Genomic DNA, 22,130 nt, shown 5'->3' on the forward strand with positions numbered 1-22,130 from the left:
TGAGCGATATGACAAGCTGCTCCGGAGCGTTACTCTGGCCGGATGGATCTTCGCGACCGGGTGCTGCGCGCGGCACTCGAATGCTTCGACGACCTGGGCTACGACCGCACCTCGATAGCGCGGATACGCGAGCGCAGCGCAGTGTCCAACGGCGCGCTGTTTCATCACTTTCCCAACAAAGAAGCCATCGCCGATGCGCTTTATCTGGAGGCCATGCGATCGGTTCAGCGGGGCTACTCGGCCGCCCTACGGGGAGAACCGGCGACATTGCGCGACGGCGTCGGCGACATCGTCCGCACGATGTTGACGTGGGTGCAGGACAACCCGCGCTGGGCACGGTTTCTGTACGCGCGGGGCCAGTTGGACTGGTCCAGCGCGGCCGGCAGTGAACTGCGCACCCTCAACAAGGATCTGAGCGCCGCCTACCGCGACTGGCTCGGAAGTTTCACCGGCACCGGAGAAGTCCGCGATCTGCCGATGACGATCGTCGTTGCGATCGTCACGGGCCCGGCCCACGCGATCGCCCAGCGCTGGCTGGCCGGGCAGATCCGCGGACCGCTCGTCGGCTACGCCGACGACTTGATCGACGCCGCGGTCGCCGGACTGGGTGGTGCCCCGGCGCCGCGACGCGGGCCGGCTCGTAGAGCGCCGGCCGAAGCGCGCGTCCACATCCAGTGCGTTTCCGATGACGGCGCCCTCGTATTCGAGGGCCACTCGATCGCCGAGCTCACACCCGTGCGGTCCTGACCATCACTCGGTATCGAACTCGATGGGCAGGCTCGTGGGGCCGCTCAGGCTGACCATCGGCTTCCACGGCACCGGTCCGGCGGTGCGCGGGTTGAGCAGCCGGCTCGCGATGACGTTCAGCGCTTCGGCGATCTCGCGGCGGGCCAGGTTGGCGCCCAGGCAGTAGTGGGCACCACCGCCAAACGTCAGTATCGGTGGCGCCCCCTCGCGGGTGATGTCGACGCGATCCGGGTCGTCGTACACCGCCGGATCACGGTTGGCCGCGGCGGTATTCACCAGGACCATCGTGCCGGCGGGAAAGAGGTAGCCGTCCAACTCGGCGTCCTCGGCCACCAGCCGCAGCGTTCCGCACGCGATCGGCGAGTGGCGCATGGTCTCCTCGACGGCGCGCATCGCCAGTTCGGGGCGGCCCTTGAGCAGCGCCCACTGCTCGGGGTGGTCGCAGAGGACGTGCACCGAGGCGGCCACCTGGTTGCGGGTGGTGTCCGTCCCCGCCAACAACAGGCCGCCGGCGAGCATGCGCAGTTCGGCGGTGTTGAGCCGATCGCCGTCATCCTCGGCGCGAATCAGATCGGACAGCAGGTCGTCGGTGAGGCTGTGCCGGCGCCGGGCGACCATGTCGTCGACGTAGTCGTCCAGTTGCCGCCACGCGCGCATCACGACCGGCTCGACCTCGCGGAGATCGACGGTGAAGCCGAAGGCCTTGAAGACGTCGTCGGCCCACGACGAAAACCGTTGCCAATCCTCGCGGGGCGCGCCGAGCAGCGCACAGATGATCGGGACGGGGTAGGGGCGCGCGAGGTCGGTGACGACGTCGCAGCGGCCCGCGTCGACGACCCGATCGACCAGCTCGTTCATCACCGCGACCATGGTGTCGTGTAGGCGCAGCGTCGCGCGCGGCGTGAATGCCTTGGACGTCAGGCCGCGCAGCCGATGGTGCGTGTCGCCCTCCAGGCACAGCAGGCTGTTGACCACCTTGTCCCACAACGGCCCCGAGGTGACGCCCTGGGCGAGCAGGTTTATGCCGGGCGGGATCTGGAACCGGGTGTCCCGAAGAACGGATCGGACGAGGTGATAGGAGAGCACCTCGGGCCCGTGCGGTCCCAACGCGACCGGGGCCTGCCGTTGCGCCGCCTGGAGGCGGGGATAAACCTCGGCGGGAGTTTCCTCGGCGCCGTAGTCCAGCGTCGGTAGACCGGCATCGAAAAGGCTTGGGGGAGCGGCACCGACGGTCATGACGGTCTCCTTGCGACAACTTTCACACAATGTATGGCCAGTGTGGATGACTGTCAACGATAATGCTTGTTCAACACGAACTTTGCGTTTACCCGGCCCAGTCGCCATACATAAGACAAAATGTGTGTTGCCGTTGCGGGGCGGGCGGCTACCCGTGTGCCGTCCCGCGGACCAGCCGGCCGCCGATCAGCACGACCGCGAACACGCCGCTCGTGATTCCCGAAATGAGCAATGGCAGTTGGCCGTTCGAACCCCACAGGAAGCCCGCCCACAACCCCGCTACCAATACGGCCAGGCCGGTGGCGCCCTGGAACACGCCCTGCGCGCCGGCCTGATGCTCCCGGCCGACGAGCCCCGAAATCCAGGCCTTCCCGACGCCGTCGGTGCACCCGGTGAACAATCCGTAGGCGCCGATCAGCAGCCATGCCGTCACGGTGTCGGTGGTCAGTCCCAGCCCGGTATAGCCGATCGCGAAGAACGTCAGCCCCAGGCCGAACAACGCCGGTTTGCCGATGCGGTCGGCGAGCGATCCGGCCGGGTAGCTGGCCAGGGCATACACCGCGTTGTATCCGACGTACGCCAGAATCACCTCGACCACCGAGAAGCCAATCTCGTTGAGCCGCAACAACAACAGCGCGTCGGGAAAATTCACCAAACTGAAGCCCACGAGCAGTGCGGTCACCCGCCAGTACGGCCGCGGCAATGCGCGCACACCGGTCCACATCGACTGCCGTTGCTGTCGGGGGACGGGACGGCTGCGCTCCCGTGCCAGGAACACGAGTGCCACGCTGAGGACGGCAGGCACGATAGCGACGTACAGCAACGGCGGGATTTGGTGGTCGAGCAGCTCGTAGCCCAACAGCCCGAGCAGCGGACCGACGACGGCGCCCAAGGTGTCCATCGCGCGGTGGAAGCCGAAAACCCGGCCGCGCTGGTCCTCATGCACACCGTCGATCAGCAGCGCGTCCCGCGGTGCGCCGCGGACGCCCTTGCCGAGCCGGTCGACGACGCGCCCCGCGAGCACACCCGGCCACGCCCCGGCCACCGCGATGATGATCTTGCCGAGCGCCGCCATCCCGTAACCGGCGGCGATCAGCGGACGACGCGGAAACCTGTCGCCCAGCGGGCCCGCCGCGAGTTTCGTGAGCGAGGCCGCACCCTCGGCCACACCCTCGACGGCTCCCACCACGGACGGCGGCGCACCCAACACGGCCGTGAGGTAGATCGGCAACAGCGGATACAACAGTTCACTGGCGGCGTCCTGCAGGAACGAGACTCCGGAGAGCACCCGAACGTTGCGGGTGAGCCAGCCGGGCCACGAGCGTGTCGGTCGGGTCAGTTCCTGGCTCACGGTCGTCAGCGTAGGGGAGAGGCTCAGTCCTTGCCTTGCAACCGAACCATACGGGTCGTCGAACTCTCATCCAACTCGACGACGCCGGACCGTGAACGCAGGAAGTCGCTGAATGACCGGAATCCCAAAGACTTCTCGCTGAAAGACGGGTCCATCCGTTTCATTTGCGCTTTCACGGCCGAGTTGTGCAGCCAGTCGGCGTCGTCTTTCTCCAGACCGATTTGCAGCGCGCGCCTCAGGAGCGCGGTGGCGGCGGCCTGCGGGTCGGGTGCCTCCTCCGGCTCCTCGCGCTTGGCCGCCTTGCTGCGCGCGGCGCGTTTCGTCGGTTTGGCCGCCTCGGGGCCGGCGTCGGCCGAAGAGGGCTCGAACACCGGAACCCCCGGCAGCGCGTCGTAGATGACGAACTCGTCGCAGGCGGCCGCCAGCGCCCGGCTCGACGCGCCGGCCACCCCGATGCCCACCACATACCGGCCGAGCCTCTTGCAGCGCTGCGCCAGCGGGATGTAGTCGGAGTCGCCCGCCACGACCACCACGTGGGTCAAATCGGGCAGCCGGAACATGTCCTCGACCGCGTCGACGGCCAGCCGGATGTCGGCGCCGTTCTTGCCGTAGGCCGCCGCCGGGAACAGTTGGACCAGATCAACCGCGCGGGCCACCAGCTGTCCGCGGTACCCGGCGTTGACGTCGGCCGACCAGTCCGCATAGGCGCGGGTGAGCACCAGCGTCCCGAACGACGACGCGAAGTCGATGATCGCACCGACGTCGACCGTGGCCCGGGCCTGCCGATCAAGATACTGCTCGAGCCCACTGGCCTTGTCCCGCTGGAACGAGTTGCGCCCATTTACCTGGTCGTACCGCGAGATCACGATGTTGTCGAAGTCGAGGTAGACCGCCACGCGGGCCATAGCTGGTTCGGTCATGGCCTCAATCTTGTCCGATGCCGGCAGGCGACGGTCATGCGGGAACCCGAAGGTCCCGATGAGCAGGACCAAAGGGGGTACACCCGGCGATCAGTGGTCGATTACCGCGGGCAGGCGGTCAGCGCGCTCAACAGGCTGCGGCTGCGCGAGGAGCTACCCGTCATGGCGATCCGGGGGCCGACTTGAGGTGCTGCCCAACGTCGGTCACTTCCCGCAGGTGGAAGCGCCCACCGAAGTGGTCGAGCTGATCGAGGACTTTGTCGCGACCGGCGACCGTCGCGAGATGGACAGCCCGCGGACGAGCTTCTCAGCTACCGCCGCTGATAACGCCGGACGTGCGAACGCTTTTCGCTGTGCGATGCCATCTCGCTGACGATGGAACGGCCATGACCGCGCGGTGACTCTTGCGCGGCCGCGGCCAGGAGATCGACCGATTCGGCGATACCGGCGGCGATGTCGTCTACCCCGGGCACGTTGTCGGGGCACACGCACACGCACAGATCCATGACGTCGTCGTGGGAGGTCACCGTGATGTTCAACCCGCGGGCATCTAGCAGCGGCGCAACGGTGTGCATGCCGACAACCTTGGCGCCTAAACAGTAGGCCGGCGTCGCGTTCGCGGATATGTAGAAGACACTGCCGTGGCAGTTGGGTGCGCGCCATCGGCCCAGTCCAAGTCTCCGGTAGAGCTGCACACCCGTTTGGGCGACCGAGGGTGGGACCAGCGACACAAAGGTAGCGAAATCAATTAGTGGATATGCCATTTCGGCATTGTCTCTACTGGCGATGGACAGTCTTTCGGTCGCGGTATGGAGGTTGCTGAGAACCTGTACCGGGTCATCGAGCTGCACTGGGAGGCGAACTTGCCCGACGGCCAAGGAGTCTTCAGGTGCGGCATGACCACCGGCCGGTAGCGAAAGCGGTACCCGCATCAGCAGCGGACCCTCGGGTACCGAGTCGTAGCGCAGCAGCCACGCGCGCATGGAAAGGGTGCAGGCGGCCAGGAAGACATTGGCGATATTGCCCCCAAACGCGTGGCTGATCTTTTCAAGCTCGGCCAGGGGAATCGAGGCGAACGACACCGCCCGCCGCCGGGTCAGCGGCGCGTTGAAGATGTTGTGCCGCACCGGTCCGCACAACGACGATGCGGCAGGCGGGCTGGCGTCGGCATTGTCCGCACCGCGCAGGCGACGGTGCAGGGCCTGCAACGCACCGGTCGCAGTCGCAGCGAGCAGCCACGCGCCAGCAACTTGGGTCTCGATGATCTCGGTCACCACATCGGTGATCAGCTCGCCGACGGAAGGCGCCGAGCCCAGCGTCGGCTCGGTCGGCAGATTGTGTTGCCGCGCGGTTTGCGGTCGGCTGGTCAGCAGACGCGGCCAGATAGACGCCGCGGCGTCGCCCCGCTCACTCAATACCGGCGACATCCTCACCGCCAACCCCCACCGCCCGCCGGTGAGACCCTCGATACTCCAGGCTTCCCACAGCGGTCGACGTTCACCGGGTGGTGCAGCGCTCAGCTCGGCTATCAGTTGGGCGAATTCGCGCCGGCCGCCGGGAGCGTGAACCGCGGCGCGATGGAGCTGCGGAGTCGGATCGTAATCGTCGATCTCCGCCCACACGGGCCGACCCACACCCAGAGCTTTACCCACCAGGCGGCTGCGGAAGCGAGCCAGCTTCGGAAGCGACGAGGCCACGAGCTCGTGGAGCCGCTCGTGACTGAGCCGATCGGACGACTCGATGATGATCAACGCGACGGTGTGCGCGGGCGCCGTCGGGGTCTGAGTGTGCAGCAAAACCGACTCGATCCCGGACAAGCGAGTGAGCATCAGCGCACCACCCCGGAGACCCGTCGGCCACGTGTCCCGAAGCCCTTCGGTGAATGTTCGGGCGTCATGCGCGCGCTCCCGCCTCGACCACGAAGAGGCCAAGTATTCGAATCGGCGGCGACGCGGCCCAATCCTGCCGCGTACGAAGAACCGCCGATATCTGCACCCTACGCGCATCTGGTGGGTAGGGAAGAGCGCCGACGACGCACCCTGTGGGGACCCCACGCTTCTCACGTCCGCGCGCCTGACGCAAATCGGGCAATTGCACGCCGAGGCGAAAAATCGCGAAAGATGTTGGCGCATTTGCTGCTTGGGTGGTGCTCTCGTCGTCCGTTGACGGGTACCGGCGGCGTGCACGCAAGAATTTCGCAAGGATTTGGCGAAAATCTGGCAAGCGGTGTGCGGCAAGGTGAGCACATGTACACCACCCACAGCTCGAAGTGGGTTTTGAAGCGAGTCCTGGCCGGCGCCGTGCTGGTCGGCGGCGTCGCGGTGGCCGCAGTGGCGCCGCCCGCGGGCATCGCCCTCGCAGACGACGACCACTGTTCGTCGAGAACTGGCTGCTACCACGGTCCCGGGATGCGCTGGTGTCCGGGCGACTATGTATGGCCCGGTTTACGGGCCACCGGGTGGGACCTGAACGTCTGCCACGTTTATCACGAGCAGTGTCCTCCCGGGTATTACGGGGGTTGTCCCGACAGCATCGTCGAGGGACCCCCACCGCCACCGCCACCACCCGTCTTCCGTACCCGCGAAGAGTGCGAGCAGGTGCTCGGATTCATCTGCGCGTTCGCGCCTTAGTGCGGAGGGCACCAAATGCGTTTCTTCTCAACGAAAATCACGGCAATGGTCGTGGCCGGCCTGGTGGCCGGCACGCTTGGGACGGCGAGTCCCGCGCGGGCCGAGGTGACAGTGCAACCGGCGCTGGGCCACTTTTATCCGCTGCAACCGCCCCCCGTTCAGTCAGATCCCTTCTCGGAGGCCGAAGAGCTGCGGCGCCAAATCGCGGACCTGGATGCCAGCTGGGACGGTCTCACCCCGCAGCAGCGCAATCAGCGGATAGCGGGGCTGCAGCAGCAGGTCACCAAGGTGGATCTGGACAGCCGCAATCTGCCCCAGGATCAGAAGGCGGGGGTGGACGCGATCCTGTTGCCGTCACTCGTCCATCTGGCCGATCTCCTCAGGAAAGTTCAGACGCCTCCCACTTCGCCGTGCATCTTCCCCGCCTGCCTGCCCGGGCTGTAGCGAGCGCTGCGGGCTTCAGCGTGCGGCCGGGCTGGGTACCATCAGGCCGTCGCGCGCGCCGAGGTTGGTCGCCCCGGTGATGATCGCCCGTTCGATTTGGCGCAGCGCGTGCACCGCGGTGAGGAACCGCCGGGCATCGGCGCCGAGTTCGCCGTCCCGATGCCGGGCCGCAGTCTCGGCGGCGTCGAGATCGTCGGTCGCGGAGTTGACCGACACGCCCTCGGCGCCATCGATGATGGCGCGCAATGCGTCGATGTTGCTTCGGGTCTGCGCCGCTGCCGCCATGAAAGCCGTTGCCAGCCCTTCTGATCCGAGCGTGTCCTGGTACTGCTCGGCGCTGCGCGCCAGCCTTCGCCCGTAACGATCGCACGCGGCGAATATCCGCAGGGCGCGCCGGATGCTTCGCCGGCCGGCGAGCCCGGCCACCCCCGCCAACAGCGGCTTGGCGCTGACCCGGAACTGCTGCAGCGCCCGGTCGAGTTGGCGTGCCTGCTCGGTCGGGCTCGCGGTCTCGTTCTCGCCGAACATGGTCGCCGCGGAGATCTCGATCAGCGCGGACAAGGCCGTCAAGAAGGCGTGGCTGTCCTTCCGGATGGTGGTCCGGGTATGGGTGGGCAGCACCAGGATGGCCGCGGCCACACCGATGACGGCACCGATCGCGGTTTCTTCGATCCGCAGCATCAGCACGCCGAAGGAGAATTGGCCCAGCAAGCCATACAGCAGCGCCAGCATCGTGGTGATCCAGAAGGTCATCAGGCTGTAGGTGACGTTCATGAAATAGAAGGCGCAGAACAGGCACACGAAGATCGCGACCAGCGAGGCCGTCTTGTCCCCGGCGAACAGCGTGGCCACCAGGACGCCGCAGGGCACGCCCAGCATGGTGCCGAGCAGCCGCTGCCAACCCTTGGTCAGCGTTTCGCCCCAGGAATTCGTGCCGGCGAAGATCACGAACGCCGCGATCACCGCCCAGTACCAGCGGGCCGGCGACACCAACTCACCGGTGACGATGGCCAACGACGCGGCGACGGATACCTGGATGGCTTGCCGGGTGGTCGGCCGCAGGCCCTGGTCGGTGGCGCCGCCCGGGTCGGCACCGCCGGCCGCCTGCGGCGGCACGCTCTCGGCGTCCTGCAGGGCGGCGGCTCTCCCGGCCGCGGCGCCCTCGACAATGGCCCGGACCTCGGCGGTCGCCGTGGCGGCGTTGATGATCGCCAGGGCCAGCCGGCGTACGGCGGCCCCGCTCGGGTCGTCGGCCTTCGTGGTCCCTGTGGCCGCCGCCAGCTGGTCGATGATCTCCTGAGCCTGGCTCGCGGCCCGACCGAGGCCGCCGGCCTGCGGTGTGCGGATTGCCCGGGCGAGCTGCGTGAGGGCCCCGACCAGCTCGGCGCGGGTGGGGGCGGGTATGTCGGCGGAGAGCGCGGCCGCCCGCCGACCCGCGGTGGCGACCCATTCGATGGCCAGCTCGGCGTCGAACAGCCACGGAGCCAGTTGTTCGCTGGTAACACCCGGCCAGAGCGCGGCGGGGTCGGCCTTGTCTTCGATCTGGCTTTGCACCATCAGGGCGGTTTCGTTGAGCCGGATGGTGCGGGCGCGCATGCGCCGGCGGCGCCGTTCGTCGAACCGGCCGGTGCGCACCGCTTCGGCGGTGGTGTCGACGACGATCGCCATCCGGGCCCGCAACGCCCGAACGGTGGCGCGCAGCACGCGTTCGGGTCGGTCGGGCAAGACGTATGCGCTCATGATGAAGGTGCACAACGTTCCGACCAGGACCGCCCCGATCAACCAGGGCAACTCCGAAACGCGGGCTCGCAGATAGAGGGTGAAGAAATAGGACATGAACGCGACCATGCCCAACGCCCTGCCGCGGGCCCCGAAGCGGCGGATGTACACCGCGGCGAAGACGATGGCGACGAAAACGGCGTCGCTGGCGACGGGGTGCGGCGCGAGCAGCGCGGCGGCGGTGATGGATAGCGCGGCGGACAGGGGCAGCAACGCCATCGTGATCCGCTGTCGACGGGGGTCGGGCTCGTTCACGGATCGCGCCGCGACCATGGTGATGACGACGCCGAGCAGGGCGACCGTCAGAGGCTGCCCGGCCGTCCTGGTCACCAGGAACATGATCAGCAGGGAACAGCCGAGCGCTGCCGTGGTCCGCGTCGCCATCCGGAGCCGCAGCAGGCCGGGATCCGACCCGATCCACCAGGTTCGGGCTCTTTCGTAGAAAACGGTTATAGAGGCCCCCTCTCGCCTGCTGGACAGCACATGGCCAAGCTAGTCTTCGACATCGTGACAGCGCCGACGCGGGCGAAGCTGGCCGATGGCCGCGACCTGCTGTTCTTCGCGCTGCCGGGTCACCGTCCCGCGCCGGTCGAAGACCGCAGGCCGCTGCCACAGCGCGACCCGGACCAGTCGCAGTTGCGGTTCGACCGGTCGACGGGGCAGTGGGTGATCGTCGCGGCACAGCGCCAAGATCGCACCTACAAGCCACCCGCCGACCAGTGCCCGCTGTGTCCGGGCCCGACCGGGCTGACCAGCGAGGTGCCCGCCCCCGACTACGACGTCGTGGTTTTCGAGAACCGGTTCCCGAGCCTGTCGGGTGTGGGCGAGCCGGCCACCGTGCCCGCCGGCGCCGGTTTCGCGTCCGCGCCGGGGCGCGGCCGCTGCGAGGTGATCTGCTTTTCCAGCGACCACGCCGGGTCCTTCGCGGAGTTGGAACCCGCGCATGCCCGGGTGGTCGTCGAGGCGTGGCGGCACCGCACCGCCGACCTGATGGCCGCACCGGGCATCGAGCAGGTGTTCTGTTTCGAAAACCGCGGCGAGGAGATCGGGGTGACGCTGACCCACCCGCACGGTCAAATCTATGGCTACCCCTTCCTGACGCCGCGAACCGCCGCCATGCTGGGGCAGGCGCGCGAACATCGAATGCGTCACGGTGGCAACCTGTTTGCCGACCTGCTGACCCACGAGGTCGCCGACGGCTCTCGCATCGTCGCGCGCACCGGGCTGTTCACGGCGTTCGTGCCTTTCGCGGCGCGCTGGCCGGTCGAGGTGCACATCTACCCGAACAGGTTAGTGCGCAACCTCGTCGAGCTCGGTGACGATGAACTGGATGCGTTCGCGCGGATCTACCTCGACGTGCTGCGGCGGTTCGACCGGATGTATTCGGCTGCGTTGCCCTACATTTCGGCGCTGCATCAGTTCGCCCCCACCGACGCCCAGGCGGACGGCTATTTCCACGTCGAGCTGATGTCGATCCGGCGCAGCGCGACCAAGCTCAAGTACCTGGCGGCCTCCGAATCTGCGATGGACGCGTTCATCAGCGACGTCACGCCCGAGGGCGTGGCCGCGCGGCTGCGGGACCTGGGATGACGGTCTCCTACGCCGCTCCCGGGCGGGTCAACCTGATCGGTGAGCACACCGACTACAACCTCGGCTTCGCGCTGCCGATCGCGCTTCCGCAGCGCACCGTGGCGACCTTCACCCCCGACCGCACCGATGCGATCACCGTGCACAGCCAGCGCGCGCAAGGCGCGGTGCGGTTTCCGCTGGACACCGTTCCCGGCCAGGTGACCGGCTGGGCGGCCTATGTGGCCGGGGTGGTGTGGGCGCTGCGTCAAGCCGGCCACCCGGTGCCCGGCGGCGCGATGTCGATCAGCAGCGACGTGGAGATGGGATCGGGCCTGTCGTCGTCGGCGGCGCTGGAGTGCGCGGCGCTGGGCGCGATCGCGACGGCCGCCGGCGCGCATATCGACCGCATCGAGCAGGCGCGGCTCGCCCAGCGCGCCGAAAACGACTATGTCGGCGCGCCAACGGGTTTGCTCGACCAGCTGGCCTCGCTGTACGGGGAGCCGTCGACGGCGCTGCTGATCGACTTCCGCGACCTCACCGTCGCGCCGGTGGGCTTCGACCCGCACGCCCACGGTGTCGTGCTGCTGCTGATCGACTCCCGGGCGCGCCATCACCACGCCGGCGGCCGGTACGCGGCCCGCCGCGCGTCGTGTGAGCGGGCGGCCGCCGATTTACGGGCGTCATCGTTGCGTGACATCTGGGATCGCGGGCGCGCGGAGTTGGACGCCGTCAGCAACCCGATCGACGCCCGCCGTGCACGCCATGTCCTCACCGAGAACGGCAGGGTACTGGATTTCGTTGCGGCATTGGGTGATTCGGACTTTGTCGAAGCCGGACGCATCTTGACCTCCTCGCACGTTTCCATGCGCGACGACTTCGACATCACCACCGAACATATCGATCTGATCGCCGATGCCGCGGTGCGCGCGGGAGCTTTCGGGGCTCGGATGACCGGCGGCGGATTCGGCGGCTGTGTGATCGCGTTGGTGCCGGACAGCCGGGCGGACGCCGTCGCGGGGACGCTGCGACGGACGGTGCCCGATGCGGGTCACCCGCGGCCGGTGATCACCCGAACCCGCGCGGCCGCGGGCGCGGGGACCCCTGGCTGAACTCCCTACACTGGTTTAGACCCCACAAGGACCCAGATCCTTCGAGGAGGACGCGTGACGCAGCCTCTTGCATCGGCCGACCACGACGGTAACCCGCAGGATTGGAAATCATCCCGGCAATGACCAGCTCGGTGGGGACATCATTTCTCCCGGACCGTCCCGCAGGGACCGGCTATGTCGAAGTTCGGGCGTACGCCGAGCTGAACGACTTCCTGCCACCCGCGTCGCGGGGCGTGACGGTGCGCCGCCCGTTCCGCAGCCATCAAACGGTCAAGGACGTGCTGGAGGCGATGGGCATCCCGCACACCGAGGTCGACCTGATCCTTGTGAACGGGTCCTCGCAGGGTTTCGACCACCGCCCGGGCGTCGGCGACCGGATCGCGGCCTACCCGATGTTCGAGGCGCTGGACGTGGGGTCGACGGCCAGGCTGCGGCCGGCGCCCCTGCGCGATCCGCGGCTCGTCGTCGACGTCAACCTCGGCCGGCTCGCGCGGCTGCTTCGTGTGCTCGGCTTCGACGTGTGGTGGTCCAGTCAGGCCGACGACGCGACCCTGGCCGATATCAGCCTGAGCGAGCAGCGGATCCTGCTGACCCGCGACCGCGGCCTGTTGAAGCGCCGCGCTATCACCCATGGCCTGTTCGTCCACTCCCAGCATCCCGAGGAACAGACGCTCGAGGTGATCAGGCGACTGGACCTCGCGCAACGGCTGGCGCCGCTCACCCGATGCGTGCGATGCAACGGCACGTTGGCCACGGTCGGAAAAGCCGAGGTGATCGACCAGCTCGAGCAGTTGACCCGGCAGTTCTACGAGGAGTTCAGCCGCTGCACGCAATGCGGGCGGATCTACTGGGCCGGCTCACATCACGCCCGGCTGGTCGCACTCGTCGACAGACTCCGCAAGCAACTCTGAGCGGCTGCGCCGCAACCGGTTTTCGCGCAGCTCCCTAGGCGGCCGGAGTGAACTTGACGGCCCCCAGGTGCAACCGGTCGACGGCTTCGGCGAACTCTTCGCGGGTCGGTATTCGCTGATCGCGGAACTTCAGTCCGATCATCCGCTGCGCGCGCGGGACGCCGTAGGACTCGGCGCAGCGGTGGAACAGGTCGGACACGATGGTGCGGTCGCGGATGAGCTCGCCGCGCATGGCCGTCGTCTTACCGTCGTAGAGGACCTGGGCGGCCGCGCCGTTGCGGAAGTTCTGCTTCCACGGGGCGCCGGTCAGCGCGTACAGATCACCGTCGATCACGTGGGCGCTCACGGGGATTGAGTACGGCCGCCCCGTCTTTCGCCCGGTGAAGCTCAACACCATCAGCTGCTTGCGTGCGGCTCCGGCGAGCGGGGTGCGCAGCAGGAAACCCAGCACGGGGTTGACGAGGCGCAGTACCGCCGACGGTGGGTGCGCGACGTCTATTGGATGCGACTGTTCTGCCATGCCAACCACCGTAAGGCCAATCTGGCGCCGTGGCGTAGCTATTTCCCGCGGCGGATCGCGCCGCGGAGCGTGTTCGTCCCCGCGACGCGATCGGCCTCCTCACTCGGTGATCAGGGCGTAATGGTCGTCTGGTCGTCGATGATGTTGGCGGCGTCCATCAACGGCCCCTCATCGCTCTGCAGCGAGTCGGCGTTGAGCTGCAGCACGAACACCGCGCCCTGGCTGGGAATCACCACCGTCTTCTGCGCGACGGACCGCGTACTGCCATCCCTCTGGTATGTGCCCTTTATCTGCCAGGCCTGAAAACCCCCGAGCGTCGAGGCCCCGCCGCTGCCGGTGCCCTGGTAGCCGGGGAGGCCGAGCAGCTCGTTAGGGGCGTACTGGATGATCTTCGCCGGGTCGACGTCACCGGTCAGCTTCGAGTAAAGCGCCGAGATGGTGGGTGGATCGGAAGGGTTCGCCGGCTGCGCCAACACGATGCCGCCATAGGACGTCCCGGCATTCTGGTTGATCTGCCAACCCGCGGGCACCGGCAGATCGACGTTGGGGCCGGGATCGCCGTGATGGACCGGGGTCTCGGTGATGTGGCTGTCACGGACGTAGTCGGCGATCGTCGGGCCGCCCTGCGCGCCCGGTGTCGCGGAGGTTGCCGACGTTTTCGACGTCGTGGTTGAGGTCGACGTGGATGTCGATGTCGACGGCGCCGACTTGTTGCTAGAGCCGCACGCCACCAGCGCCAGACTCAGCGCCACGGTAACGGTTGCTGCGGTCAAGTGTTTAATCAATCAAATCTCCCGAACATTGGGCCGGTACCGGCGCCAGCCACGCGGAATGACACTAGCCGAAGTCGGTGCCAAACGTTGCTAGTGGATTTCTCCGAACTTCTGGCATCGTCGAAACACCCCACGAAGAGGAGGTTATGCAGTAAGAGACAGCTATGCGGTCACGTGCCCGCCGTAGGGCCCTCATCGCGCTGGTCGCGGCGGACGCCGTCTTCCTCGCGTTCATCGCGGCGGCCCCGCCGATTGCCTACGACGGTGAGCCGCAGTTCGTCTCCGATCCCGTCGACCACGTCGACACGCTCATCGGCACCGGGACGGGCGGTGAGACGGTGGGGGAGATCAACAACTTTCCCGGCGCCTCCGCGCCGTTCGGAATGGTGCAGTACTCGCCGGACACCGTCGGCAACTACGCCGGCTACAACTACGACAACCCGCGCTCCACCGGCTTCAGCATGACCCACGCCTCCGTAGGCTGCGCCGCGTTCGGCGACATCTCGATGCTGCCGACCACCACCGGAATCGGCGCGCAGCCGTGGAACGCCTGGGAAAGGATCGCCCACGACGACACCGAGCAAGGCGTGCCCGGCTTTTACGCGGTGCGGTTCCCCGGCACCGGCGTGAGCGCGGAACTCACCGCCACCACCCGCACCGGCGTCGGCCGGTTCCATTACCCGCACAACGGCCGGCCCGCCGTGTTCCACGTGCGCTCCGGCGCGTCGCTGGCGGGCAATTCCCGCGCCACCATCCAGATCGGCGAGGACAACACCACCATCACCGGATGGGCGACAAGTGGCGGGTTTTGCGGCAAGAGGAACACCTACACGGTGTATTTCGCCATGAAGTTCAGCCAGCCGTTCACCTCCTACGGCTCCTGGGACGGCTACTCCGTCTACGCCGGCGCCCGCAGCGCGGCGTCGCCCTACAGCGGGGGCTACGTGGAGTTCCCGGCCGGCTCGGTGCTCGAGGTGCGGACCGCGATCTCCTACGTCGGTATCGACGGCGCGCGCGCGAACCTCGCGGCCGAGGGCGGGGCGAGCTTCGACGACGTGCGCGCCGCCGCGGTAGCCGACTGGAACGCCACCCTGTCGTCTATCGCGGTGGCCGGCAGGAACGTTGGCAATCTGGACACCTTCTACACCTCGCTGTACCGGTCGGTGCTGCACCCCAACACCTTCAACGACGCCGACGGGCGCTACATCGGCTTCGATGGCGCCATTCACGCGGTGGAAAAGGGACGCACCCAGTACACCAACTTCTCCGACTGGGACACCTACCGGGGCGTGGCCGCCCTGCAGGGACTGCTCTTCCCGAAGCAAGCCAGCGACATGGCCCAATCGCTCGTCAACGACGCCGAGCAGAGCGGATCGTTTCCCCGTTGGGCGCTCGCGAATTCAGCCACCGGCGAGATGACCGGGGACAACGTGGTGCCGTTCATCGCCAATCTCTACGCCTTCGGCGCCCAGGACTTTGACGTCCACACGGCCCTGCGCTACATGGTGAACGCGGCGACGAAGGGCGGTGCCGGGCGGGTTGGCTACGTGGAGCGGCCGGGCATCGCCACCTACCTGGGGCTGGGCTATGCGCCGCATACCTTTGAGTTCGGCAACGACGGCTGGATCGCCGATGCCTCCATCACCCTGGAATGGTCGGTCGACGATTTCGCGATATCCCGATTCGCCGAATCGCTGGGAGACACGGCGACCGCCGCCGAATTTCAGGCCCGGGCGCAGTACTGGCAGAACCTGTTCAATCCCACCACCCGCTACATCTCGCCCCGCAGCGCGATGGGATTCTTCCGCGAAGGACCCGGATTCGTCGATTCCCCTTCGACTTTCGGCCAGGACGGGTTCGACGAGGGCAACGCCGAGCAGTACGTCTGGTGGGTGCCGCATAACGTCGCCGGCCTGGTGACCGCCCTCGGCGGCCGCGACGCGGTCGCTGCCCGGCTCGACCGGTTCACCGAGAAGCTCAACGTGGGTCCCAACGAGCCTTACCTCTGGGCCGGCAACGAACCGGGCTTCGGGGTGCCCTGGCTGTACAACTACGTCGGTCAGCCCTGGAAGACTCAGCTCACGGTCGACCGGGTCCGCGGGCTGTTCGGTCCGACGCCCGACGGTGCGCCGGGCAACGACGACCTCGGTGCGCTGTCCAGCTGGTACGTGTGGGCCGCCCTCGGCCTCTACCCGAGCACCCCGGGAACGCCCATCCTCACCGTTGCCACGCCGCTGTTCGATCGTGCCGTAATCGCCCTTCCACAAGGCAAATTCATCCGGATTTCCGCCGCGGGCGCATCGGGACCGCACCGCATGCGCTACATCAGCGGCCTAAGCGTCGACGGCGAGGCCACCGACCGCACCTTTGTCCCGGAGCGGGTCATCCGCGGCGGCGGCGATCTGACGTTTTCGCTCGCCGCCTACCCGAACAAGGTCTGGGGCACCGCCGAGTCCTCCGCACCGCCGTCGTTCGGCGCGGAAAGCTCGGCGGTGACCGTTAACGTCTCGCGGCCCATCGTCGCGATCGCGCCGGGGCACACCGGCACCGTGAGGGTCGACCTGCAACGGATGGTCGACGGCGCAGACGCCTACCGCATCACCGGCACGTCTTCCGACGCCGGGATCACGGTGGCGCCCGCGTCCGGACAGTTCGGCGCCGACGGATCGGCCGCCGTGGACGTCGGGATCACGGTGGCGCAGTCGGTGCCCGAGGAGTACTACGTGGTGTTCCTTAGCACCACGGTTGGCGAAACTGTCAGGGGGTCAGTCGTTTTCGTCGTCGCCCAGAGCGGGCCCGACTGACCCTGACCCCCTCAGATCATCTCGTTCTCGGTCAGCCACCGCGTCACCGGCCAGCCGACGAACACGGGCAGCCAGCAGGTGAGCACGCGATACAGCAGGACCGACGGCACGCCGACGGCCGCGGGTATGCCGAAGGCGGCCAGACCACCAATCAGGGCCGCCTCGACGGCGCCGACACCGCCCGGCGTCGGGGCGGCCGAGGCCAGCGTTCCGCCGACCATCGTCACCACGGTGCAGGTGACAAAGGTAGCGCCGCCGCCAAAGGCCTCGACGCTGGTCCACAGCGCCAGCGCCGCACCGAGAGTCGTCCCGGCGCAACCGAGCACGATCAACGCCAATCGTTTCGGTTCCCGGGCGACCTCGACGAGGTCACCGGCCACCTCCTTCAGCCTCGGACGCACGTCCGTCGCCAGCCACCGCCGCAGCCGGGGCACAAACAGAAACGTGCCGACGATACCCAGCGCCACACCCGCGATCAGGTACAGCACCGTGGCACTCGGGACGTAGTGGGAGAGGTCCATCGACGCGCCCGCGACGGTGCTGAACAAGATCAGCAACACAAGGTGCATGATTACCTGCACTGCTTGCTGCAGCGCCACCGCGGTCGTTGCTCGCACCGCCGACAGCCCTCCCCCCTTCTGCAAGTACCGCGTACTGAGCGCGAGCCCACCGACCCCGGCCGGCGTAGTGGTCGCGGCAAAAGTGTTGGCTAACTGGGCTATCAACAGCTTCCAGAAGACCACCGATTCGTCGGCGCTCGCCCATAGGGCGGCTGCCGCGCCCACATATGTCAGCGCCGATACCACCAAGCCCAGCAGCGCCCACCACCAGTTCGCCCTACTCACTTGGGAAACGAACGTCGGCGCGGTGCTGATGAACGGATACGCCACATAGACCAGCGCGACCAGCAGCACCAGCTGAATGACCTGCCTGCGGGTGAATCGGGTGATCGTTTCGGTTTTGATCTGACCCGCACCGGTTTGACGCTTCACCTCCGCGCGGGCGCCGGAGATCACGGCACCGGCATCGGCGATCGATCGCCGGATTTGTTTGGGCATGGCCGATTTGGTGAGCCGGCGCGAAGCGGCGAGGACGGTGTCCTTGCCGAACGCGTCGATCGCCGCGCCCACCGCGGACTCCGCGTCATAAAGCGCCGACGTCGTTACCAGCAGTTGGGCGATGTCGGACTGGAGTTGGGTTTCGGTGGCGCCGTATTCGGCGTTGCCGAACCCGCCGAACAACACCGTGCCGCCGTCGACCGTGATCGTGCTGGCGCGCAAGTCACCATGGGAGATCTGGTGGTCGTTGAGGATTCGCAGCGATCGCCACGCGCGGTCAACCGGGGTCGTCTTGGCGCATTGGTCGAGCGGGGTTCCCCGAATGGGCCTGTGCGCGTACAACATCCAGCCCCGGTCAAGAGGGGCGACGGCGATCGTCGACGTGTTGGCCAGGCCCACGTCGCCGACCGCGATGGCCATCAGCGCTCGATGCTCGACGGCGCGGCGCATCGACGCGACCAGCGGCGCGGTCTCCCTGGACCGCAGCCGAAGCTTCCGCCACAGCTGAAGCAACGCGCCGCCGCTGCGCTCGTGCGGGCCGTACAACTCGATCAGGGCCTCGTCGGAGGCCGAATCGGAATCCACGCACGCGGCCGACAGCACGAGCGGCCCGGGTCCGGCGGGCCGGACCACTCGAAGTCCGGAGACCACGCATCCGCGCTTGGCCAGCGCGCGCACCGTGCCCTCCAGTGGGACCTCGAGGGCGGGAGTGCCGACGACCAGCACCACCAGCGCGCCGACGAACCACCCGACCGCCAGTCCCAGCAAGGAGCGGGCCGGGACTATCGCACTGATGAACAGGTGGATCGGCACGAAAGCCAGCAGCAGCGTCCACCACCAGCGCCGCCAGCGCGCGGGCAGCCAGGGGCCCGACACGGTCAGGACGGCCGCGAGCATCGCGATCCACCGCGGGTCGTCCAGGATCTGGGCCAGCACACTCTGAGGCCGATCCGTGAGGTCGAAATGCCATCGCGGCGCCGAGATGCCGTTGCCGCCGATCGAGAGCGGCAGCACCGCGAGAAGCCCCGCGGCCGCGTACGCGCCGAGCAGTTTCCATTGCCTGGCGGCGATCAAACCGATCAGGATCGCGAACGGCAGAACCAGGATCGCGATGCCGTACGCCAGGTACACGAGATCGGACTGGGTGGGGGTCAGCACCCCGACGATCTCCGATATCGATCGCTCCAGCGCGACCCACTGCGGGCGGGTGATCAGCGAACCGGCGATCACGATCGCGAAGAAGACCACGGACGCGGCGAGCCGAAGGATGTCGTTGGTCCGCCGGGTGAGCGGATGCAGCAAGTTGCCCGAAACGCTGATGTCGCGCCCGTCAACCCGCATGTCGAGGCCCTTCGGGGTCCTTTCGATCGGGCCGCAACGTTGGCGGCCCGCCGACAACATAACCGCATACCTGGGCGTCGGCGCGCATGAACCTGGCGGACAGGTCGCTCACATGCGGCGCGCGTAGGGTCGATCGGTAGTCGTGCTAGCGAATTGGAGGGGGACACGAGCGTGGCCAGAACCGACAACGACACCTGGGAGATCACCGAGAGCGTGGGTGCCACGGCGCTGGGCGTCGCGGCGGCCCGTGCGGCGGAAACCGAGAGCGAAAATCCGCTGATCAGCGACCCGTTCGCGCGGGTCTTCCTCAACGCCGCCGGTGACGGTATGTGGAACTGGTTCGCGGCCCCGGACCTGCCCGCCGAGATCGCCGAGGCCGAACCCGACCTGAAGCCGCGGATGCAGGGAATGGTCGACTACATGGCCGCTCGGACGTCGTTTTTCGATCAGTTCTTCCTCAATGCGACCCGCGCGGGCGCGCCCCAGGTGGTGATCCTGGCGGCGGGTCTGGACTCGCGGGCGTGGCGGCTGCCTTGGAAAGACGGGCCCGATGGGACGACCGTGTACGAACTCGACCAGCCCCCGGTGCTGGAGTTCAAGTCCTCGACGTTGCGCGAGAACGGCGCGCAGCCGACGTGCAACCTGGTGCACGTCCCGGTGGACCTGCGCCACGACTGGCCGGCCGCGTTGCGCCAGGCCGGTTTTGACGCTTCGGCGCCGAGCGCCTGGTCGGCCGAGGGGCTGCTGCCGTTTTTGCCGGCGGCGGCCCAGGAGCTGCTGTTCGAGCGTGTTCATGCGCTGGGCGCCGCCGGCAGCCGGATCGCCGTGGAGGCGCCCGGCCCCGACTTCCTCGACGAGGCCGCCATCGGGAAACGGCGCTCGGACATGCAGCGGGTCCGCGACCTGATGGCCAAGCTGGAGCCCACACGCGACATCCCCGACGTCCAAGACCTGTGGTACTTCGAGGAGCGCGAAGACGTGGGCGACTGGCTGCGCCGGCACGGGTGGGACGTGAGCGTCACGCCGGCCGAGGAGTTGATGGCAAGCTACGACCGCAGGCCCCCGCTGGACATCGAGGACCCCGCCCCGAAGACCCTTTTCGTGGCCGCCGAGCGGACATAGAGGGAGTGAGCATGAAATGAGCAGCGCAAGGACCGACAACGACAGCTGGGAGATCACCGAAAGCGTGGGGGCGACGGCCTTGGGCGTGGCCTCGGCGCGCGCCGTGGAAACCGAGGGCGAGAACCCGTTGATCAGTGATCCGTTCGCGCGGGTCTTCCTCGACGCCGCCGGGGACGGACTGTGGAACTGGTACTCCGCGTCGCAGCTGCCCGCCGAGGTCCTCCAGGCCGAACCGAGTCTGCAGTTGCAGATGAAGGCGATGGTCGGCTATATGGCTTGCCGCACGGCGTTTTTCGACCAGTTCTTCATTGACGCCGGCGATGCGGGCATCCGCCAGGCGGTGATCCTGGCGGCGGGTTTGGACTCGCGGGCGTGGCGGCTGCCCTGGCCCGACGGTGTCACGGTGTACGAGCTCGACCAGCCTCGGGTGCTGGACTTCAAATCGTCGACGCTGGCCGAGCACGGGGCACAGCCGGCCTGCAATCGCGTCGCCGTCCCGGTGGACCTGCGTCAGGACTGGCCGACGGCGTTGCGGCAGGCGGGTTTCGAAGCCTCGGCGCCCAGCGCCTGGTCGGCCGAGGGCCTGATGCCCTACCTGCCGGCCGCGGCCCAGGAGCTGCTGTTCGAACGCGTTCACGGGCTTGCCGTCGCCGGCAGCCGGGTCGCCGTGGAGGCGCTGGGGCCGAAGTTTCTCGACCCCGAGTTCCGCGCGAACCGTCGCGAGCGGATGGAGCGGATCCGCGCGCTGGTGACAAAACTGGACCCGGACCGTGAGATCCCCAGGACCGACGAGCTGTGGTACTTCGAGGAGCGCGAGGACGTCGGCGACTGGTTCCGCCGCCACGGCTGGAACGTGACGGTGACGCCGTCCGACGAGCTGATGGCCGGCTACGGCCGCAAGGCGCCCAAAGAGGTCGAGGACCAGGTTCCGGGGAATCTGTTCGTGACCGCGCAGCGGACGGGAAGCTAGCCGCCCCAACACATGCCGGAATCTACGCTAGCGTGCAGCTCACTCGCCTCGTACTTTCTTCGCGCCAGCGTGGATCTCGTCGGAAATTCGGCGGGGGCAACGGCCGGAATTGGGCAGGGCTGACACGCCTACGCCGTTTCGTCAGCGCGTCCCCGGGCCTGGCCGCGCCATTTTCGAAACCCATGCCGCGCCGCGAACGCGCCGACGATGGCGCTCAAGCACCACACCACTATGGCCGCGTACGCCAACGGTGAGGACAAATGCCTGATGGAGGCGCCCAGCGCGGTGTAAGCAAACGCCCGTGGCGCCGAACCGATCAGCGAACCGACTGCCATCTGCCACAACGGAACTCCGAACGCCCCGAACGCATAGGAGGCGAGCGCATCGGATATGCCGGGGACGAATCGCTGGCCCACGACCGCCCAAAGCCCGCGCCGTTCGATCAGCGCGTCGATGCGGTCGGCGCGTGGGGTCCCCAGCAGGGCCCGCGCGCTGTCCCGGCCGGCCCGGCGGCCGACGCGGCTCGCGACCATCGCGGTGCCCACCGTCGCGCCCAGTGTCACGAAGACCCCCAGGACTGGGCCGAACAGCATTCCGCTGCCCGCCGCCAGGATCGAGCCCGGAACGAACAGCGCGCCAAGGACGGCCGACACCACGACGTACGCCAGCGGCGCCGCCGGGCCCGTCGCCGAGACCGCACGCCGCACCTCGTTGGTGTCGATGACTCGCGCCACAGCCACCAGGTAGAACATGCCGAGCAGGAAGGCGGCGAACACCGCGAGCCGCGCGATGTGGCGGCGTCGGGATGCCGGCGAAGCAGCGTCGTTGTCGGCCATGCTGATCGCG

The 22,130-nt window shown here is 67.9% G+C and carries 18 protein-coding genes and 1 pseudogene; 10 read left to right on the forward strand and 9 right to left on the reverse strand.

The genetic code is table 11. The features are described from left to right. Positions 1-42 precede the first annotated feature (42 nt). Positions 43-747, forward strand: a complete 705-nt coding sequence (locus JWP83_RS15800; RefSeq protein ID WP_297731566.1) for a TetR/AcrR family transcriptional regulator — start codon at positions 43-45, stop codon at positions 745-747. A gap of 3 nt (positions 748-750) precedes the next feature. Here the strand turns inward: JWP83_RS15800 and JWP83_RS15805 are convergent, their stop codons facing one another. From JWP83_RS15805 to JWP83_RS15815, 3 genes are all read right to left on the reverse strand, one after another. After that, entirely contained in the window at positions 751-1,983 is a 1,233-nt protein-coding gene (locus JWP83_RS15805; RefSeq protein WP_297731569.1) for a cytochrome P450, read from the reverse strand. A 148-nt stretch (positions 1,984-2,131) separates the two neighbouring features. Beyond that, positions 2,132-3,322, reverse strand: coding sequence for an MFS transporter (locus JWP83_RS15810; protein ID WP_297731665.1), 1,191 nt, complete (start codon positions 3,320-3,322; stop codon positions 2,132-2,134). Positions 3,323-3,357: 35 nt separating this feature from the next. Continuing rightward, positions 3,358-4,254 carry an NYN domain-containing protein gene (locus JWP83_RS15815; protein ID WP_297731571.1) on the reverse strand — a complete coding sequence of 299 codons (897 nt, stop codon included), beginning with the start codon at positions 4,252-4,254 and terminating at the stop codon, positions 3,358-3,360. 81 nt (positions 4,255-4,335) lie between these two features. Here JWP83_RS15815 and JWP83_RS15820 point away from each other — a divergent pair. After that, positions 4,336-4,627, forward strand: a pseudogene (locus tag JWP83_RS15820) (alpha/beta fold hydrolase); the annotation flags it as partial. Here JWP83_RS15820 and JWP83_RS15825 read toward each other — a convergent pair. After that, positions 4,566-6,083, reverse strand: coding sequence for a wax ester/triacylglycerol synthase domain-containing protein (locus JWP83_RS15825; protein ID WP_297731573.1), 1,518 nt, complete (start codon positions 6,081-6,083; stop codon positions 4,566-4,568). The pseudogene JWP83_RS15820 and the gene JWP83_RS15825 overlap by 62 nt on opposite strands. A 417-nt stretch (positions 6,084-6,500) precedes the next feature. Here JWP83_RS15825 and JWP83_RS15830 point away from each other — a divergent pair, with 417 nt between their 5' ends. Both JWP83_RS15830 and JWP83_RS15835 read left to right on the forward strand, forming a co-directional pair. After that, entirely contained in the window at positions 6,501-6,884 is a 384-nt protein-coding gene (locus tag JWP83_RS15830; RefSeq protein ID WP_297731575.1) for a hypothetical protein, read from the forward strand. A 15-nt stretch (positions 6,885-6,899) separates the two neighbouring features. Further along, positions 6,900-7,328, forward strand: a complete 429-nt coding sequence (locus JWP83_RS15835) for a hypothetical protein (protein WP_297731576.1) — start codon at positions 6,900-6,902, stop codon at positions 7,326-7,328. A 15-nt stretch (positions 7,329-7,343) separates the two neighbouring features. Here JWP83_RS15835 and JWP83_RS15840 read toward each other — a convergent pair whose 3' ends face one another. Then, on the reverse strand, positions 7,344-9,491 hold the full coding sequence (locus JWP83_RS15840; RefSeq protein WP_297731669.1) for an FUSC family protein: 2,148 nt from the start codon (positions 9,489-9,491) through the stop codon (positions 7,344-7,346). Positions 9,492-9,590: 99 nt separating this feature from the next. On the opposite strand from JWP83_RS15840, the gene galT reads away from it, so the two are divergent. The 3 genes from galT (at position 9,591) to JWP83_RS15855 (ending at position 12,696) form a co-directional block, all read left to right on the forward strand. Continuing rightward, a complete protein-coding gene (gene galT, locus JWP83_RS15845; RefSeq protein ID WP_297731578.1) occupies positions 9,591-10,697 on the forward strand; it encodes a galactose-1-phosphate uridylyltransferase in 1,107 nt (368 codons plus the stop codon). Then, positions 10,694-11,785, forward strand: coding sequence for a galactokinase (locus JWP83_RS15850; protein WP_297731580.1), 1,092 nt, complete (start codon positions 10,694-10,696; stop codon positions 11,783-11,785). Before galT ends, JWP83_RS15850 begins: the two co-directional genes overlap by 4 nt. A gap of 119 nt (positions 11,786-11,904) precedes the next feature. Further along, entirely contained in the window at positions 11,905-12,696 is a 792-nt protein-coding gene (locus tag JWP83_RS15855; protein ID WP_297731582.1) for a Mut7-C RNAse domain-containing protein, read from the forward strand. A 34-nt stretch (positions 12,697-12,730) separates the two neighbouring features. On the opposite strand, the gene JWP83_RS15860 is transcribed toward JWP83_RS15855, so the two are convergent. Together JWP83_RS15860 and JWP83_RS15865 are read right to left on the reverse strand one after the other, a co-directional pair. Further along, positions 12,731-13,216, reverse strand: coding sequence for a hypothetical protein (locus JWP83_RS15860; RefSeq protein WP_297731584.1), 486 nt, complete (start codon positions 13,214-13,216; stop codon positions 12,731-12,733). 110 nt (positions 13,217-13,326) lie between these two features. Continuing rightward, complete coding sequence (locus JWP83_RS15865) at positions 13,327-13,998, reverse strand: LpqN/LpqT family lipoprotein (protein ID WP_297731672.1); 672 nt, start codon at positions 13,996-13,998, stop codon at positions 13,327-13,329. A 155-nt stretch (positions 13,999-14,153) separates the two neighbouring features. Between JWP83_RS15865 and JWP83_RS15870 the strand changes: the two genes are divergently transcribed. Then, positions 14,154-16,793 carry a GH92 family glycosyl hydrolase gene (locus tag JWP83_RS15870; RefSeq protein WP_297731587.1) on the forward strand — a complete coding sequence of 880 codons (2,640 nt, stop codon included), beginning with the start codon at positions 14,154-14,156 and terminating at the stop codon, positions 16,791-16,793. Between the two features lie 11 nt (positions 16,794-16,804). Here JWP83_RS15870 and JWP83_RS15875 read toward each other — a convergent pair whose 3' ends face one another. Then, entirely contained in the window at positions 16,805-19,192 is a 2,388-nt protein-coding gene (locus JWP83_RS15875; protein WP_297731589.1) for a lysylphosphatidylglycerol synthase transmembrane domain-containing protein, read from the reverse strand. 171 nt (positions 19,193-19,363) lie between these two features. Between JWP83_RS15875 and JWP83_RS15880 the strand changes: the two genes are divergently transcribed. Then, complete coding sequence (locus JWP83_RS15880; protein WP_297731591.1) at positions 19,364-20,314, forward strand: class I SAM-dependent methyltransferase; 951 nt, start codon at positions 19,364-19,366, stop codon at positions 20,312-20,314. A gap of 16 nt (positions 20,315-20,330) precedes the next feature. Then, entirely contained in the window at positions 20,331-21,284 is a 954-nt protein-coding gene (locus tag JWP83_RS15885; RefSeq protein ID WP_297731593.1) for a class I SAM-dependent methyltransferase, read from the forward strand. A gap of 128 nt (positions 21,285-21,412) precedes the next feature. Here the strand turns inward: JWP83_RS15885 and JWP83_RS15890 are convergent, their stop codons facing one another. After that, complete coding sequence (locus JWP83_RS15890; protein ID WP_297731594.1) at positions 21,413-22,120, reverse strand: TVP38/TMEM64 family protein; 708 nt, start codon at positions 22,118-22,120, stop codon at positions 21,413-21,415. Positions 22,121-22,130 lie beyond the last annotated feature (10 nt).

This window comes from Mycobacterium sp., from assembly GCF_025965855.1.
Classification (GTDB): Bacteria; Actinomycetota; Actinomycetes; order Mycobacteriales; family Mycobacteriaceae; genus Mycobacterium.

What these genes read in the sequence shown, in the direction of transcription:
- JWP83_RS15885 (WP_297731593.1), top strand. Translation starts at nt 20,331, where the DNA reads ATGAGCAGCGCAAGGACCGACAACGACAGCTGGGAGATCACCGAAAGC.
- JWP83_RS15870 (WP_297731587.1), top strand. Translation starts at nt 14,154, where the DNA reads ATGCGGTCACGTGCCCGCCGTAGGGCCCTCATCGCGCTGGTCGCGGCG.
- JWP83_RS15855 (WP_297731582.1), top strand. Translation starts at nt 11,905, where the DNA reads ATGACCAGCTCGGTGGGGACATCATTTCTCCCGGACCGTCCCGCAGGG.
- JWP83_RS15860 (WP_297731584.1), bottom strand. Translation starts at nt 13,216, where the DNA reads ATGGCAGAACAGTCGCATCCAATAGACGTCGCGCACCCACCGTCGGCG.
- JWP83_RS15875 (WP_297731589.1), bottom strand. Translation starts at nt 19,192, where the DNA reads ATGCGGGTTGACGGGCGCGACATCAGCGTTTCGGGCAACTTGCTGCAT.
- JWP83_RS15840 (WP_297731669.1), bottom strand. Translation starts at nt 9,491, where the DNA reads ATGGCGACGCGGACCACGGCAGCGCTCGGCTGTTCCCTGCTGATCATG.
- JWP83_RS15890 (WP_297731594.1), bottom strand. Translation starts at nt 22,120, where the DNA reads ATGGCCGACAACGACGCTGCTTCGCCGGCATCCCGACGCCGCCACATC.
- JWP83_RS15835 (WP_297731576.1), top strand. Translation starts at nt 6,900, where the DNA reads ATGCGTTTCTTCTCAACGAAAATCACGGCAATGGTCGTGGCCGGCCTG.
- JWP83_RS15825 (WP_297731573.1), bottom strand. Translation starts at nt 6,083, where the DNA reads ATGCTCACTCGCTTGTCCGGGATCGAGTCGGTTTTGCTGCACACTCAG.
- JWP83_RS15805 (WP_297731569.1), bottom strand. Translation starts at nt 1,983, where the DNA reads ATGACCGTCGGTGCCGCTCCCCCAAGCCTTTTCGATGCCGGTCTACCG.
- galT (WP_297731578.1), top strand. Translation starts at nt 9,591, where the DNA reads ATGGCCAAGCTAGTCTTCGACATCGTGACAGCGCCGACGCGGGCGAAG.
- JWP83_RS15815 (WP_297731571.1), bottom strand. Translation starts at nt 4,254, where the DNA reads ATGACCGAACCAGCTATGGCCCGCGTGGCGGTCTACCTCGACTTCGAC.
- JWP83_RS15850 (WP_297731580.1), top strand. Translation starts at nt 10,694, where the DNA reads ATGACGGTCTCCTACGCCGCTCCCGGGCGGGTCAACCTGATCGGTGAG.
- JWP83_RS15800 (WP_297731566.1), top strand. Translation starts at nt 43, where the DNA reads ATGGATCTTCGCGACCGGGTGCTGCGCGCGGCACTCGAATGCTTCGAC.
- JWP83_RS15830 (WP_297731575.1), top strand. Translation starts at nt 6,501, where the DNA reads ATGTACACCACCCACAGCTCGAAGTGGGTTTTGAAGCGAGTCCTGGCC.